Here is a 15,386-nt window from a genome sequence, read left to right on the forward strand (position 1 = left end):
GGGGATCCCATGTACACCCGAACGAACGCGCGGCCGCGCCGCGCGGCCGTCGTCGTCGGCCTGTTGCTGGCCGCCCTCTCGCTGCCCGGCCTGGCGCAGCAGGCCTGCAACGGCAACCCGATGGCCCGGATCAATCCCGCGCAGCAGACCAACGTGGCGGAGACGACCGGCGGCCTGCCGACCGTCGTGACGCTGAACGGCACGGGCTCCACGCCGAACCAGGCGAGCTTCGCCTGGATCCAGTTGTCCGGCCCCGCCGTCACGCTGAGCAGCGCGACGGCAGCGGCGCCCACCTTCAGCGCACCGGCCGTCGGCCCGCTCGGCGCGACGCTGCAGTTCCGCTTGACGCTGACCTGCGGCACCCGGACTGACACGGCGCTGGCCAGCGTCACCATCACCGACGTCGCCACCAACGCCGCGCCGACCGCGGTCGCGCTGGCCACGCCCGGCGCGGTCGACGAGGGCGACCTGGTGACCCTGGACGGCACCGGGTCGTATGACATCGACAATTCACCGCCCACCTCCGGCCTCACGTATGCGTGGGAGCAGCTCGGCGCCGATGGCCTGCCGGCCAGCGGCGGCGTGGCGCTGTCGCCCGGCGCGACCAGCGCCGTCGCGACGTTCACCGCGCCCAACAATGCCGGCTCCACCGGCGGCAGCACGCTGCGCTTCCGCCTCACCGTCCGCGACGCCGCGGGGCTGGCGGGCACGGCGGAAACCCAGGTCACCGTGCGCTGGGTCAACGATCCGCCGGTGGCCTCCCTGTCGTGCCCCGAAGTGGTCGACGAGGGTGACGCGGTGCTGCTCGACGGCAGCGGGTCGTCCGACAGCGACGACGGCATCGCGAGCTTCGCCTGGGCCCAGGACACGGGCCTGCCGGCCGTCGACCTCGGCGCGCCGGAACCGCTCGACGACCAGGCCGGCTTCATCGCGCCGTCGCTCGGCTACAACCAGCTCGGCTCGATCCAGTTCTCGCTGACCGTGACCGACGCGACCGGCGACTTCGACCGCGCCACCTGCAGCGTCTTCATCCGCGACGTCACCGCGCCGGTCCTGGTGCTGCCGGCACCGATGACGGTCGAGGCGACGAGCGCCGCCGGCGCCGTCGCGACGTTCACCGCGCACGCGCAGGACGCCGTCGAGGACGAATCGCCCTACGCCCTTCCGGAATCGGCGTGCGCCCCGCCCTCGGGCAGCACGTTCCCGCTCGGCGCGGGCCCGTCGCTGGCGACCGACGTCGAATGCTCGGCCGCCGACGGCAACGGCAACACCGCGACGGACCGCTTCGCGGTGACCGTGCGCGACTCGACGCCGCCGTCGATCGACGTCCCCGGCTCGTACGCGATCGAGGCCGCGGGCCCGGGCGGGTCGATCGCCAACTACGGCGCCATCGCCACCAGCGACGCGGTCGACGGCGCGGGCACCGCGGACTGCACCCCGGCCACCGGCACGCTGTTCCCGGTCGGGACCACGCCGGTCGAATGCTCGGCGGTCGATGCGCGCGGCAATGCCGCGTCCGCCGGATTCCCGGTGGTGGTGCACGACCTGACGCCGCCGGTGTTCGACGCGGTCGCCGACGTCACCTACGAGGCGACCTCGGCGGCCGGCGCGCTCGCGAACTATCCCGTGCCGGGCGCGACCGACCTGGTCGACGGCCCGGTCGCGGTGACCTGCCTGCCCGCGCCGGGCGGCGTCTTCCCGCTCGGCACCACGCCCGTCGCCTGCAGCGCGACCGATGGCAGCGGCAACACGGCGCAGGCCGGCTTCGACGTGGTCGTCCGGGACACCACGCCGCCGACGCTGACGCTGCCGGCCTCGGTCACCGCGGAAGCGACGTCCGCGGCGGGCGCGATCGTCACCTTCCCGTCGAGCGCGCTCGACCTGGTGGACGGCGCCCTGCCGGTCACCTGCGTGCCCGCGTCGGGCGACGTGTTCCCGCTCGGCGCCACCCAGGCGTCGTGCAGCGCGACCGACACGGCCGGCAACACCGCCAACGGCCAGTTCGAGGTCCAGGTGGTCGACACGACGCCGCCGGTGATCGATCCGCACGCGGACGTGGGGCCCATCGAGGCCACCGGCCCGGGCGGCGCGCAGGTGTTCTACGGCGCGCCCGGCACCAGCGACGCCGTCGACGGCGCCGGCGTGGCGACCTGTGAACCCGCGTCCGGGACGATCTTCGCGATCGGCGCCACGGACGTGGACTGCACCGCCAGCGACGCGGCGGGCAATGCCGCCACGCCGACCCGCTTCCAGGTCACCGTGCACGACACGACCGCGCCGGAAGTCACCCCGCCCGCGAATGTCGGCCCGGTCGAGGCGACCGGTGCGCTCACCACGGTCGCGCACGGCACGGCCACCGCGACCGACGCGGTGGGCGTGGTCGAGCAGGGCAGCGACGCGCCCGCGGCGTTCCCCGTCGGCACCACGACCATCACCTGGTTCGCGCGCGACGCCGCGGGCAACACCGGGCAGGCCACGAGCACCGTGACCGTGGTGGACACCACGCCGCCGGTGATCGACCCGATGGCCGACATCCTCGGCGTCGAGGCGACCGGTCCGCAGGGCGCGGTCGTCAGCTACGCCAATCCGGCGACGACCGACCTGGTCGACGGCGCCGGCACCGCGAGCTGCACGCCGGCGTCGGGCAGCACGTTCGCGCTGGGCACGACCCCGGTGTCGTGCACCGCGAGCGACACGCGCGGCAATGCGGCCGAACCCGTCACCTTCCAGGTCGGGGTGGTCGACACGACGGCCCCGGTGGTGACGCCGCCTTCGAACGTGGTGCGCGAGGCGACCGGCCCGCTCACGGCCGTCGCCCTCGGGTCCGCGGGCGCCAGCGACGCGGTCGGCGTCACCTCGACCTGGAACGATGCCCCCGCGGGCTATCCGCTCGGCACCACCACGGTCACGTGGTACGCCAGGGACGCGGCCGGCAACACGGGTTCGGCCACCAGCACCGTCACCATCGTCGACACCACGCCGCCCGCCTTCGCCCCGTACGCGGACGTGGAGGCGACGGCCACGGCCGGCTCGCAGGCGGCGGTGCACTTCGCGCTGCCGACGGCGGTGGACCTGGTCGACGGACCGGTCGCGGTGAGCTGCTCGCATGCGTCCGGCGCGATGTTCCCGGCCGGCACGACGACGGTGACCTGCACCGCGCGCGATGGCCGCTCGCCGGCGAACCAGTCGTCGATGAGCTTCCGGGTCTTCGTCAACTACGCCTGGACGGGCTTCTTCCGGCCCATCGACAACCCGCCGGTGGTGAACACGGTCAAGGCGGGCAGCGCGGTGCCGGTGAAGTTCAGCTTGGGCGGCGACCAGGGGCTGGCGATCTTCGAGGCGGGCTACCCGCGCTCGGGCACGATCAACTGCACCGCGGCGAACCAGGACGAGGTCACCGAAACGGTGACCGCGGGCCAGAGCAGCCTGTCCTACGACGCGGACGCCGGGCAGTACATCTACGTCTGGAAGACCGAGAAGTCGTGGCGCGGCTGCCGGGCACTGCAGGTGAAACTGCGCGACGGCCGCAGCTACTACGCGACGTTCCAGTTCCGCTGACGCGACGACTCACCCTCGGGATCGGACCCGGCCCGCGAGGGCCGGGTTTTTTTTGGGCCGGCCGGACCGCACGGGCAGCGGCAAAAAAAAACGCGCACCTGGCGGTGCGCGTTCCGGAGATCGAGATGTCCCATGTTCCTTTCCGCGCATGCGCGGTCCGGCCGTCCCTCTCCCCTTCCTCGACCCCCCGATCGAGGCCGACGTCCTTGTCGGCAGAGGCGAGCATCCGCGCTTGCGGCGTCATTGGAAACCCCTATGGCGCGGCCGGATGTCGACATCCGGGAGCAGTTCAGGTCCCTGACAGGCTGGAAACGGCGTGGTTCACCGCCATCTTCACGCTTCGCTACCACTTGTAGACAGAGTGGCGCTAATATCCGCCACGTCGTGTCATCCGGTAACACCGGGGGATTCCCATGCAGTCAGCCAACCCCGCCGCGTCCGCGCAGCGCATCCGCCAGGCACGCCGGCACGCCGGCCTGTCGCAGGCCCAGCTCGCCGCCGAGGTCGGCGTGCACCGCAGCGCGGTCAGCCACTGGGAGACGCCGGATGGCCGGCAGCCCAGCGCGGCGAACCTGCGCGGCGTCGTGCTCGCCACCGGCGTGGCCTTCGAATGGCTGGCGACCGGACGGGGCGAGATGCTGCCGTCCGCCGAAACGCTGATGGCATCGGTCGCCGCGGTCGACGCGGAACTGGTCGACGACCCGCGGGAGCGTCGCCTGCTCGATGCCTTCCGCCACATGCCGGTGCGCGCCCGCGTGCCGTTGCTGGAGCTGGCCGAGCAGCTTGCCGCGCAGCGGCGCCCGCGCCGCCTGGTCCCGCCCGGCGACGCCTGAGCGGCCGACAGGCGGGCCGTGGCCGGCGCGGTCGGCTAGGCTAGCGGGCGCGCCGCCCCTAAGACGTCCCCGTGTCCGTCCTCGCCTGCTTCTGCACCTGCCCCGACACCGCCTCGGCCGACGCCATCGCGCGCGCGCTGGTCGAGGAGCGCCTGGCCGCCTGCGTCAACCAGCTGCCGGGCCTGCGCTCGGTCTATCGCTGGGAAGGCCGCGTCGAGTGCGACGACGAGGTCCTGCTGGTGGCGAAGACCACGAGCGACCGGCTCGAGGCGCTCACCGCGCGGGTGCAGGCGCTGCATCCATATGAACTGCCCGAGGTCATCGCGGTCGAAGTCGCCGGCGGCCTGGCGGCCTACCTCGACTGGGTCGCCGAGCAGACCCGCGAACCCTGAGACCCATGGATCTTCGAACGCCCCCCTGTAGGAGCGCGCCTACGCGCGCGAAGGCCCTGCCCGGCGCACCGTCGGCACCGACGCCGTCATCCCCGCGAACGCGGAGATCCCTCCTCGGAGGCGCCGGATGGAATCGCGCGCGTAGGCGCGCTCCTACGGCGGCCATGGCGTTGTTGGCGGTGCTGGCGTCGTTCGGCGCGCGGGCGGTGGATCCGGACGACCTGCTGCCGGTCGACGCGGCCTTCCCGCTCACGGCGGTGGCGACCGGCCCGGACCGCATCGAGGTGCGCTGGGGCATCGCCGACGGCTACTACCTGTACCGACACCGGATGTCGGCCGCGCCCACCACGGACGCGTTCTCCGCCGACGGCGACCTGGCGCTGCCGGCCGGCAAGCGCTATACCGACGAATTCTTCGGCGAGGTCGAGACCTACCGCGGCGGCGTCACCGGCGTGCTCGAGGGCGCGCGGCGCGCGGGGGCGGACACCGTCACGCTCGACGTGAGGTTCCAGGGCTGCGCCGACATCGGCGTGTGCTATCCGCCGCAGCGCCGGACGGTGCGCGTCGCGCTGGCCGACGCCGCCACCGGCGGCATGGACCCCGCGCCCGCGGCCGGCGGGCTGCTCGCGCTGCCGGGCACGGGCGGCACCGGCGGCCTGCTCGGTGGCAGCGACGAGCCCCTGCCGCCGGAGCAGGCCTTCCGCGTGGAGGCGATCGCCGGCGACGGCAACACGCTGCTCGTGCGCATGACGCCGGCGCGCGGCTATTACCTGTATCGCGACAAGACGCGCTTCGACCTCGACGCGGGCGACGGCCTGGCCGCCGCCGCGCCGCAACGCTGGCCCGCCGGCACCGCGCACGAGGACGAATACTTCGGCCGCACCACGGTCTACTTCGACCAGGTCGAGGTGGCGCTGCCGGTCACCCGTACGCATCCGCGCCCGGCCCGCGGCACGCTGACCGTCGGCTTCCAGGGCTGCCAGGCCGACGGCATCTGCTACCCGCCGATGTCGCGCGCGCTCGCAGTGGACCTGCCCGCGGGCACGGTGGCCACGGCGGCGGCGACACCGGGCGACGACTTCACGCCGGCGGCCGCCGCCACGGGCGGTGCGGGCAGTGATCCCGCGCGCCCGGATCCGGCAACGCCGACGACCCCGGCCGCGACACCCGGCACGGGCGACGCAGCGACGGGCGCGGATCCCGCCCCGGACGCGGTGGACGACGCCCTCGCCGAAGACGCGCGCCTGGCCCGGGGCCTCGAGGGCCCGGGCCGCTGGGTCGCGCTGGCCGGGTTCCTCGGCGCGGGCCTGCTGCTGGCGTTCACCCCGTGCGTGCTGCCGATGGTTCCGATCCTGTCGGGGCTGATCGCCGGCGCCTCGTCGGCGCATGGCGGGCGGCTCGGCGCGCGGCGCGCGCTGGCGCTGTCGGCGATCTATGTCTTCGCCAGCGCACTGGTGTTCACCGCCGCGGGCGTGGTCGCCGGGCTGGTCGGCGCGAACCTGCAGGTCGCCTTCCAGGCGCCGTGGGTGATCGTCGCGTTCTCGCTGCTGTTCGTCGCGCTGGCGCTGGCGATGTTCGGCGCGTACGAACTGCAGTTGCCGGCGGGCCTGCGCTCGCGGCTGGGCGCGATGGCCGACCGCCAGCGCGGCGGCTCGTGGGCCGGCGTGGCGGCTATGGGCGCGCTGTCGGCGCTGATCGTGGGGCCGTGCGTCGCGCCGCCGCTGGCGGCGGCCGTGCTCTACATCGGCCAGACGCGCGACCCGGTGTTCGGCGGCATGGCGCTGTTCGCGCTGGCGATCGGCATGGGCCTGCCGCTGCTGGCCTTCGGCGCCGCGGCCGGGCGCGGCCTGCCGACCTCGGGGCCGTGGATGGTCGCGGTGCAGCGCGTGTTCGGCTTCGTGTTCCTGGGCCTGGCGGTGTGGATGCTCTCGCGCCTGCTGCCCGGCCCGTGGACGCTGGCGCTCTACGGCCTGCTGGCGCTCGGTGCCGCGGCATGGACCCTGGGCCTGGCGACCCCGGCGATGGCCGCGCGGCGGCAACTGGCGCTGCGGCTGGCCGGCATGCTGCTGGCGGTGGCCGGGGCGGCGCAGCTGTTCGGCGCGTTCGCGGGCGGCGACGATCCGCTGCGCCCGCTCGCCCGCCTCGGCGGACCGGTCGAGAAGCTCGAGTTCCGCATGATCAAGTCGCCGGAGGACCTCGCCCGGGAGGTCGCCGCCGCGCGCGCCGCCGGCCGGCCGCTGCTGTTCGACTACTACGCGGACTGGTGCGTGAGCTGCAAGGAGATGGACAAGTACACCTTCAGCGAACCGGCGGTGCAGTCCGCGCTGGCCGGCTACGTGCTGCTCAAGGCCGACGTGACCGCCAACGACGCCATCGACCAGGCGCTGATGCGCGAGCACGGGATCATCGGCCCGCCGGCGACGCTGTTCTTCGTCGACGGGCGGGAGCAGCGCGCGCTGCGGCTGATCGGCTTCGAACCGGCGGAGGACTTCCTCGACCGGATCGGCCGCGTCCCGGGCCCGGCCACGGCGGCGGGCGCGGACTGATGCGCGGCACCACCAAGGTCCTGCTGGTGGCGCTGGGCGCCGGCCTGCTGGGCGTCGCGGCGGGGATCGTGTTCCAGCGGCCCGGCGCCGGCCCGCTGTTCTCCACCGAACTCGGCCAGCGGGCGCTTCAGGGAGTGTTGTCCGCCACCGCCCCGCCGGTGCCGGACGGCGTGAACGTCGCCGAACGCGGCGACATCGTGTCGGAATTCTCCCTTCCGAACCTCGAAGGCCAGCCGGTGACGGTGCCGACGGCGTGGACGGGACGGCCGGTGCTGGTCAACGTCTGGGCCTCGTGGTGCGGGCCTTGCATCGAGGAAATGCCCGAACTGCAGCGCTTCGCCGGCGAACAGGGGGCGAACGGCGTCCAGGTGGTCGGGATCGCCCTCGACGAGGCGGGCGCGGTCGAGGACTTCCTGGCCCGGGTGCCGGTCGATTACCCCATCCTGCTCGACGCCCCCGGCCCCGCCGATGCGGGCGTGCGCCTCGGCAATCCGAAGGGCGTGCTGCCCTATTCGGTGCTGCTCGGCGCCGATGGCCGCCTGCTCAAACAGCGCGTGGGCCCGTTCGCGCACGGCGAAATCGACGGCTGGGCCACGAACGACTGACCGGCGCCCGCCCGGCGTTTTCAAACACGCGCTTAAATCAGCGGAACGCCCCCGAACGTCGCCGAACCTGAAGGGATCGTCTGGACAGGCCCGCCGCCTTGCCCCAGACTGCCCGTCCCTTCGCGCCGACCCGCCCACGGATGGCCCAGCTGCTGGTCCTGCACGGCCCCAACCTCAACCTGCTCGGCACGCGCGAGCCCGGGGTGTACGGCCGGACGACGCTCGCCGAGATCGACGCGGAGCTGGCCGAACGCGCCCGTGGCGCCGGCCACGCGCTCGAGGCGCTGCAGTCCAACGCCGAGCACGTGCTGGTCGACCGCGTCCAGGCCGCCCGCGAGGACGGCACGGCGTTCCTGCTGCTTAACCCGGCCGCGTTCACCCACACCTCCGTCGCGCTGCGCGACGCGGTCGCGGCGGCCGGGGTGCCCTTCATCGAGGTGCACCTGACCAATCCGCATGCGCGCGAGCCGTTCCGCGCGACCAGCTACTTCAGCGACCTGGCCGTCGGCGTGGTCGCCGGCTTCGGCGCCGACAGCTACCGCTACGCGCTCGACGCGGCGATGGCGCGGCTCGCGGACTGATCCCTTCCCGATTTCCTTCCCGTTTCCGACCCGCCGACCGCGGCGGGCACACACGAAAGAGGCCCACATGGACCTGCGCAAGATCAAGAAGCTGATCGACCTGCTGGAAGAGTCGAACCTCTCGGAGATCGAGATCAAGGAGGGCGAGGAGTCGGTGCGCCTGTCGCGCCACGCCGCGCCGGCGCCCGCGCCGATGCAGGTCGCCTACGCCGAGCCGCCCCGCGCGATGCCGATGGCCTCGCCCGTGCAGGCCTCCACCGGCGGTGCCCGCGACGCGGGCGACGCCCCGCCGGCGTCCGGCGGCGGCCAGGACCTGCCCGACGGCGAGATCGTCCGCGCGCCGATGGTCGGCACCTTCTACGCCTCCCCCGCGCCGGACAAGCCGGCGTTCGTCACCGTCGGCCAGCAGGTCAAGGCCGGCGACACGCTCGGGATCATCGAGGCGATGAAGATGTTCAACCCGATCGAGGCCGAGGTTTCGGGCACCGTGCTCAAGGTGATCGTCGAGAACGGCCAGCCGGTCGAGTTCGACGAGCCGATGTTCGTGATCGGCTGAGGCGGCGCAGATGCTGGACAAGGTCGTCATCGCCAACCGGGGCGAAATCGCGCTGCGCATCCTGCGCGCGTGCCACGCCCTCGGCATCCGCACGGTCGCGGTGCACTCCACCGTCGACCGCAACCTCAAGCACGTGGCCATGGCCGATGAGTCGGTCTGCATCGGGCCCGCGCCGTCGAACCAGAGCTACCTGGACATGGCGTCGATCATCTCGGCGGCCGAGGTCACCGACGCACAGGCCATCCACCCGGGCTACGGCTTCCTGTCGGAGAACGCCGACTTCGCCGAGCGCGTCGAGCAGTCGGGCTTCATCTTCATCGGGCCGAAGGCCGACACCATCCGCATGATGGGCGACAAGGTCGAGGCCATCCGCGCCATGAAGGAGGCCGGCGTGCCGTGCGTCCCCGGCAGCGGCGGCCCGCTCGGGGACGACGCCACCGAGAACGCCCGCATCGCCCGCGAGATCGGTTACCCGGTGATCGTCAAGGCGGCCGGCGGCGGTGGCGGGCGCGGCATGCGCGTGGTGCACACCGAGGCCCACCTGCACAACGCGGTGGCGACCACCAAGACCGAGGCCAAGGCCGCGTTCGGCAACGACCAGGTCTACATGGAGAAGTTCCTGGAGAATCCGCGCCACGTGGAGATCCAGGTCCTGGCCGACGGCCAGGGCAACGCGATCCACCTCGGCGAGCGCGACTGCTCGATGCAGCGCCGCCACCAGAAGGTGGTCGAGGAAGCGCCGGCGCCGGGCATCACGCCCGAGCAGCGCGCGGAGATCGGCAAGGTCTGCACCGAGGCGTGCATCCGCATCGGCTACCGCGGCGCCGGCACCTTCGAGTTCCTCTACGAGGACGGACGCTTCTACTTCATCGAGATGAACACCCGCATCCAGGTGGAGCACCCGGTGACCGAGATGGTCACGGGCATCGACCTGGTGCGCGAGCAGCTGATGATCGCCGCCGGCCAGCCGTTGTCGATCAGGCAGGAGGACGTGGTCATCGAGGGCCACGCCATCGAGTGCCGCATCAACGCCGAGGATCCGGACACCTTCATGCCGAGCCCCGGCCTGATCCGCCACTTCCATGCCGCCGGCGGCCCGGGCGTGCGCGTGGACAGCCACATCTACGAGGGCTACCGCGTGCCGCCGAACTACGACTCGATGATCGGCAAGCTCATCGTGCACGGGCCCGACCGCGCGACCGCGATCGCGCGCATGCGGGTGGCGCTCAACGAGATGGTGGTGGACGGCATCAAGACGAACGTGCCGTTGCAGCAGCGGATCCTGGCGGACGTCGGCTTCCAGCAGGGCGGCCAGAACATCCACTATCTCGAGAAGCGGCTGGCCGAGCGTCGCGAGCGGACGCTCAATATCGGCTGACGGCCCATGGATCCCCGCCTTCGCGGGGATGACGGTCGTGGGTCCCGTCGTAATCCGGAGCGGACCGGGCCGTCATCGTGGCTTCGGCCGCCAGCGTGGCTTTGGCCGCCAGCGTGGCTTCGGCGGCCATCGTGGATTCGTCGGCCATCTTTGAGTCGGACGTCATCGTGAATTCGGTCGTCATCCCCGCGCAGGCGGGGATCCATGTTTCGGCGACACCGGACGCATCGCGCGCGTAGGCGCGCTCCTACGGTTGGCGGGGTGCGCCGCGTCGCGGTGCGGTGATCCCCGCAGGCTCCTTGCCGTCATCCCCGCGCTTTTGCCGTCATCCCCGCGCTTTTGCCGTCACCCCCGCGCTTTCGCCGTCATCCCCGCGCTTTCGCCGTCACCCCCGCGCTTTTGCCGTCATCCCCGCGAAGGCGGGGATCCATGTTTCGGCGACACCCCACGCCATCGCGCGCGTAGGCGCGCTCCTGCGGGTTGGCGCACCGTCCACGTCGCGCGGACAATGCGCCCCTTCGCCCGCCCGGACCGGCCCCATGCCCTTCCTCGAACTTTCCCTGCGTTGCCGGCAGGCCGAACAGCCGCGCTATGAGCGCGCGCTGGAAGACGTCGGGGCCCTCGCGGTCACGCTGCTGGATGCCGACGAAGGCACCACCAACGAGCGCGCGATCCTGGAGCCGGGCGTCGGCGAGACGCCGCTCTGGGAAGGCGTGTCGCTGAGCGCCCTGTTCGACGCCGACAGCGACGCGCTGGTGCTCCTGGCCGCGCTGGAGTCGTTCGATCCCGAGCTGGACTGGCGCGGCGTCGGCTTCCGCCTGGTCGACGACCAGGACTGGACGCGCGCGTGGATGGACCAGTACCGGCCGATGCGCTTCGGCGCACGGACCTGGGTGGTGCCGTCCGGCCAGGCGTTGCCCGACGACGCGGCCGGGGATGGCACGGCGCCCGCCGTGGTCCAGCTCGACCCGGGGCTGGCGTTCGGGTCCGGCACGCACCCGACGACCGCGCTGTGCCTGCGCTGGCTCGACGCGCTGGCCGCCGCCGGCGACCTCGACGGCATCGACGTGCTCGACTACGGCAGCGGCAGCGGCATCCTCGCGCTGGCCGCGCTCAAGCTCGGCGCCGCGCACGCGGACGCGGTCGACAACGACCCGCAGGCGCTGCAGTCCACGCTGGACAACGCCGCGCGCAACGGGCTCGCGGGCCGGGTGGCCGCCTTCCTTCCGGACGACGCGCCGGTGCGCACCTACCCGGTGGTGGTCGCCAACATCCTCGCCGGTGCGCTGGACGCGCTGGCCGGCACGCTGGCCGCGCGCGTCGCGCCCGGCGGGCGCATCGCGCTGTCCGGCATCCTCGCCGGACAGGAGGACGACCTCGTCGACCGCTACGGCGCCTGGTTCGACGCGCTGGCGGTGGAGCGCGACGGCGACTGGATCCGCATCGACGGCGTGCGCGGCGAAGGCGACGCCGGCGCCTGACGCGGCTGGACGCGACCGCGGCGCGCCGTACACTCGACCGCCATGTTCGCCCTGTGCCCGCACTGCCAGTTCCTGGTGACGGTCGACCCGCGCACCGGCCAGCTGCCCCCGGCCTGCCCGGGTTGCGGCAAGCCGGTCGACGACGCCGGCGATGAGGCCAGCGCCACCCCGGACGGACCCGCGCCGCCCACGCCGACGGCGACGCCCGCGGCACCGTCCCCACGCAAGGTGGCGACCCGGAAGCCGGCGGCTGATGCACCGAACACGGCAGCGACGGCGTCGCCCGCAGTGCCCAAGGCCGACACGGCATCGCCCGCCGAGGCACCGGCGCGGCGCGCCAGGACGAAGCCCACCACCCGCTCGCACGCAGCCGATGACGCCGCGCCGATGGACGACGGAAAGTCGGTCGCCGCGACCGCATCGGCGGCGGCCGACGGGACCGCGGCATCGACCACGCAGGCCATCACTGGCGCCACCGACGACGCGGGCGCTGCGAAGACGTCCGCCGAACCAGCGGTGCCCTCCGCGCCCGGAATCGCCGACGGGGACAACAAGGCCCCCGATGCAAGCACCCCGCCCACGCACGACGCGGCGCCAGCCGACGACGTGCCGCCCGGGCGTGCGACTGCGGACGACGCCGTCGCCGCCCTGGTCGGTGGTCCAGTGGCGTCGGTCGACGCAGCGCCCGATGCCGACGAAGCAGATCCTGGTACGACGCCAGTCAGCGAGTCCCTGTCCGAGCCGGAGCCGGAGCACGAACCGGAGCCGGAACCCGAACCCGAACTCGATCTCGCACCGGCACCCGAACCTGCACCGCCACCGGCCGCCCTACCGGGCACGCCGCCCGGCGCGTCCCCCACCCGCCCCGCACGCGCCCTGCCCCGCTTCCTCGACCAGCGCGTCGCGTCCCCCGACGCGCCCGGCCGGCGCGCACGCCTGCTGACGTGGAGCGCCGTCGGCGTCCTGGCGATCGTGCTGGTGGTGCAAGTGCTGCTGGCCGACCGCGCGCGCCTGGCGGCGGATGCCGGCTGGCGGCCGGTGGTCGCCACGCTGTGCGGCGCGTTCGGCTGTTCGCTGCCACCGTGGCGCGAGCCCACCGCGTTCACCATGCTCAGCCGCGACGTGCACGCCAACCCCGCGCGGCCCGGCACGCTGCGCGTGTCGGCCAGCTTCCGCAACGACGCGCGCTGGGCGCAACCTTGGCCGTCGCTGCTGCTGACCCTGTCGGACCTGGACGGACGCACCGCCGGCGCGCGCGTGTTCGCACCGTCCGAGTACGTGGGCGAGGACGCGCCCGGGCTGCTCGCGCCGGGCCAGTCGGCGAACGTCACCCTGGACGTCATCGAACCCGCGCCCGGCATCGTCGCATTCACCTTCGATTTCCGATGAGCGCACCGCAGTCCGGGGCCGGTCGGCTGGCACCCCCCGGCGGCCCGCGCTAGACTCGCTCCCCCGCGACGCCCCGGCGCAATGCCGGCCCACCGCGGGTCGAACGCACAGGGGACGCGCTTGAACGCCGCCGCAGAACGCACCGACGCCTCGTCGCGCACCGCGCGGCCGCCCCTGCGCGACCACGTGGCCAATTCCGTCCGCCGCTACCTGCGCGACCTGGACGGCTGCGGCACCGACGAGCTGTACGCGATCGCCCTGCGCGAGCTCGAGATCCCGCTGTTCGCCGAAGTGCTCAACCACTGCGAAGGCAACCAGAGCCGTGCCGCGGCGATGCTCGGCATCCACCGCGCCACGCTGCGCAAGAAGCTGCGCGAATACGGCATGGGCTGACGGCCCGACGGCCGGCCCCGGGCACCCGCGCCGCTATAATCGCGGCCCGCCCGGACCACCCCCCGTCCCCATGCCACAGAGCCCCGTCGCCGGCGCGCCGGTGAAGCTGCGCCGCGCCCTGCTGTCCGTTTCCGACAAGTCCGGCCTGGTCGAGCTGGCCCGCGCCCTCGACCGCCACGGCGTCGAACTGGTCTCCACCGGCGGCACCGCCCGTGCGCTGCGCGACGCGGGGCTCACGGTGCGCGACGTCAGCGAGCTCACCGGCTTCCCCGAGATGATGGACGGGCGGGTCAAGACCCTGCACCCGGTCGTGCACGGCGGCCTGCTGGGCCGCGCCGGCACGGACGATGCGGTGATGGCCGGACACGGCATCGGCGCGATCGACCTGCTGGTGCTGAACCTGTATCCGTTCGAGCGCGTCGCCTACGCGCCGGACGCGACGATGGCCGACATCGTCGAGAACATCGACATCGGCGGCCCGGCGATGCTGCGCTCGGCGGCGAAGAACTTCGCGCGCGTGGCGGTGGCGACCGATCCGGCGCAGTACGACCCGGTGGTGGCCGAGCTCGACGGTAACGACGGCGCACTTTCCGCGACCACCCGTTTCGCGCTGTCGGTGGCCGCGTTCAACCGCGTGGCGCAGTACGACGCGGCGATCAGCAACGTGCTGTCGTCGATCGTCGATCCGTCGGTGGACGTGCCGGAGCGCCGCGCGTTCTCCGCGCAGGCCAATGGCAGCTTCATCAAGGTCATGGACCTGCGCTACGGCGAGAACCCGCACCAGCAGGCCGCCTTCTACCGCGACCTGTACCCGGCGCCGGGCTCGCTCGCCACCCTGGAGCAGCTGCAGGGCAAGGAGCTGTCGTTCAACAACATCGCCGACGCCGACGCGGCCTGGGAGTGCGTGCGCCAGTTCGACGCGCCGGCCTGCGTGATCGTCAAGCACGCCAACCCGTGCGGCGTGGCGCAGGCGGCCGACGCGGGCGCGGCGTACGAGGCCGCCTACGCGACCGACCCGACGTCGGCCTTCGGCGGCATCCTGGCGTTCAACCGGCCGCTCGACGCGGCGACGGTCAAGACCATCCTCGACCGGCAGTTCGTCGAGGTGCTGATCGCGCCCGACTACGACGCCGCCGCGCTCGAGGTGGCGAAGAAGAAGGCCAACGTGCGCGTGCTGCGCATCGACCTGGCGCCGCCGTCGCCGGGCTTCATCGACGTCAAGCGCGTCAACTCGGGCCTGCTGATGCAGACAGCGGACGACAAGGTCGTGACGCAGGATGAGCTCAAGGTCGTCACCAAGGCCGCGCCGACGCCGGAGCAGCTCGCGGACCTGCTGTTCGCCTGGCGGGTGGCCAAGTTCGTGAAGTCCAACGCGATCGTGTACGCGAAGGACCTGAAGACGGTCGGCATCGGCGCCGGGCAGATGAGCCGCGTGGTGAGCGCGAAGATCGCCGGGTTGAAGGCCGACGAGGCGGGCCTTGTGGTGCCGGGCGCGGTGATGGCGAGCGACGCGTTCTTCCCGTTCCGCGACGGCATCGACGCGGCTGCGAAGGCCGGCATCCGGGCCGTCATCCAGCCGGGCGGCTCGATGCGCGACAGCGAGGTGATCGCCGCCGCCGACGAGCACGGCCTGGCAATGGTGTTCACCGGCATCCGCCACTTCCGCCACTGACC

13 protein-coding genes are annotated in these 15,386 nt (G+C 73.2%); 12 read left to right on the top strand and 1 reads right to left on the bottom strand.

Annotated features, from left to right (window positions below):
- Nucleotides 1–9 precede the first annotated feature (9 nt).
- From ACYU7H_RS04190 to accC, 8 genes are all read left to right on the top strand, one after another.
- The gene (locus ACYU7H_RS04190) at nt 10–3,558 is read left to right on the top strand and encodes an HYR domain-containing protein (RefSeq protein ID WP_460812716.1); all 3,549 of its coding nucleotides are present in this window, start codon (nt 10–12) and stop codon (nt 3,556–3,558) included.
- Between the two features lie 413 nt (nt 3,559–3,971).
- Nucleotides 3,972–4,391, top strand: a complete 420-nt coding sequence (locus ACYU7H_RS04195; protein WP_460812718.1) for a helix-turn-helix domain-containing protein — start codon at nt 3,972–3,974, stop codon at nt 4,389–4,391.
- A gap of 71 nt (nt 4,392–4,462) precedes the next feature.
- A complete protein-coding gene (gene cutA, locus ACYU7H_RS04200; RefSeq protein ID WP_460812719.1) occupies nt 4,463–4,783 on the top strand; it encodes a divalent-cation tolerance protein CutA in 321 nt (106 codons plus the stop codon).
- Between the two features lie 164 nt (nt 4,784–4,947).
- A complete protein-coding gene (locus tag ACYU7H_RS04205) occupies nt 4,948–7,329 on the top strand; it encodes a protein-disulfide reductase DsbD (RefSeq protein ID WP_460812721.1) in 2,382 nt (793 codons plus the stop codon).
- Complete coding sequence (locus tag ACYU7H_RS04210) at nt 7,329–7,934, top strand: TlpA disulfide reductase family protein (protein ID WP_460812722.1); 606 nt, start codon at nt 7,329–7,331, stop codon at nt 7,932–7,934. The genes ACYU7H_RS04205 and ACYU7H_RS04210 overlap by 1 nt, the downstream gene beginning before the upstream one ends.
- Nucleotides 7,935–8,074: 140 nt before the next feature.
- A complete protein-coding gene (locus ACYU7H_RS04215; RefSeq protein ID WP_460812724.1) occupies nt 8,075–8,515 on the top strand; it encodes a type II 3-dehydroquinate dehydratase in 441 nt (146 codons plus the stop codon).
- Between the two features lie 67 nt (nt 8,516–8,582).
- Nucleotides 8,583–9,071 (top strand): acetyl-CoA carboxylase biotin carboxyl carrier protein, encoded by a 489-nt coding sequence (gene accB / locus ACYU7H_RS04220; RefSeq protein ID WP_460812725.1) that lies wholly within the window; start codon nt 8,583–8,585, stop codon nt 9,069–9,071.
- Between the two features lie 10 nt (nt 9,072–9,081).
- Nucleotides 9,082–10,449: an acetyl-CoA carboxylase biotin carboxylase subunit gene (accC, locus tag ACYU7H_RS04225; protein ID WP_460812727.1), complete on the top strand. Its 1,368-nt coding sequence runs from the start codon at nt 9,082–9,084 to the stop codon at nt 10,447–10,449.
- Here accC and ACYU7H_RS04230 read toward each other — a convergent pair.
- Nucleotides 10,436–10,633 (bottom strand): hypothetical protein, encoded by a 198-nt coding sequence (locus tag ACYU7H_RS04230; RefSeq protein WP_460812729.1) that lies wholly within the window; start codon nt 10,631–10,633, stop codon nt 10,436–10,438. The genes accC and ACYU7H_RS04230 overlap by 14 nt on opposite strands.
- 355 nt (nt 10,634–10,988) lie before the next feature.
- Between ACYU7H_RS04230 and prmA the strand changes: the two genes are divergently transcribed.
- The 4 genes from prmA to purH all read left to right on the top strand — a co-directional run bounded on the left by prmA (nt 10,989) and on the right by purH (nt 15,384).
- Nucleotides 10,989–11,930, top strand: a complete 942-nt coding sequence (gene prmA / locus ACYU7H_RS04235; RefSeq protein WP_460812731.1) for a 50S ribosomal protein L11 methyltransferase — start codon at nt 10,989–10,991, stop codon at nt 11,928–11,930.
- A 42-nt stretch (nt 11,931–11,972) separates the two neighbouring features.
- Complete coding sequence (locus tag ACYU7H_RS04240; protein ID WP_460812733.1) at nt 11,973–13,319, top strand: DUF3426 domain-containing protein; 1,347 nt, start codon at nt 11,973–11,975, stop codon at nt 13,317–13,319.
- Between the two features lie 120 nt (nt 13,320–13,439).
- Nucleotides 13,440–13,712: a DNA-binding transcriptional regulator Fis gene (gene fis, locus ACYU7H_RS04245; protein ID WP_460812735.1), complete on the top strand. Its 273-nt coding sequence runs from the start codon at nt 13,440–13,442 to the stop codon at nt 13,710–13,712.
- Nucleotides 13,713–13,782: 70 nt separating this feature from the next.
- Entirely contained in the window at nt 13,783–15,384 is a 1,602-nt protein-coding gene (gene purH / locus ACYU7H_RS04250; protein ID WP_460812736.1) for a bifunctional phosphoribosylaminoimidazolecarboxamide formyltransferase/IMP cyclohydrolase, read from the top strand.
- Nucleotides 15,385–15,386 lie beyond the last annotated feature (2 nt).

Source organism: Luteimonas pelagia (assembly GCF_054776035.1).

What these genes read in the sequence shown, in the direction of transcription:
- ACYU7H_RS04190 (WP_460812716.1), top strand. Translation starts at nt 10, where the DNA reads ATGTACACCCGAACGAACGCGCGGCCGCGCCGCGCGGCCGTCGTCGTC.
- ACYU7H_RS04195 (WP_460812718.1), top strand. Translation starts at nt 3,972, where the DNA reads ATGCAGTCAGCCAACCCCGCCGCGTCCGCGCAGCGCATCCGCCAGGCA.
- ACYU7H_RS04205 (WP_460812721.1), top strand. Translation starts at nt 4,948, where the DNA reads ATGGCGTTGTTGGCGGTGCTGGCGTCGTTCGGCGCGCGGGCGGTGGAT.
- ACYU7H_RS04210 (WP_460812722.1), top strand. Translation starts at nt 7,329, where the DNA reads ATGCGCGGCACCACCAAGGTCCTGCTGGTGGCGCTGGGCGCCGGCCTG.
- ACYU7H_RS04215 (WP_460812724.1), top strand. Translation starts at nt 8,075, where the DNA reads ATGGCCCAGCTGCTGGTCCTGCACGGCCCCAACCTCAACCTGCTCGGC.
- accB (WP_460812725.1), top strand. Translation starts at nt 8,583, where the DNA reads ATGGACCTGCGCAAGATCAAGAAGCTGATCGACCTGCTGGAAGAGTCG.
- accC (WP_460812727.1), top strand. Translation starts at nt 9,082, where the DNA reads ATGCTGGACAAGGTCGTCATCGCCAACCGGGGCGAAATCGCGCTGCGC.
- ACYU7H_RS04230 (WP_460812729.1), bottom strand. Translation starts at nt 10,633, where the DNA reads ATGACGACCGAATTCACGATGACGTCCGACTCAAAGATGGCCGACGAA.
- prmA (WP_460812731.1), top strand. Translation starts at nt 10,989, where the DNA reads ATGCCCTTCCTCGAACTTTCCCTGCGTTGCCGGCAGGCCGAACAGCCG.
- ACYU7H_RS04240 (WP_460812733.1), top strand. Translation starts at nt 11,973, where the DNA reads ATGTTCGCCCTGTGCCCGCACTGCCAGTTCCTGGTGACGGTCGACCCG.
- purH (WP_460812736.1), top strand. Translation starts at nt 13,783, where the DNA reads ATGCCACAGAGCCCCGTCGCCGGCGCGCCGGTGAAGCTGCGCCGCGCC.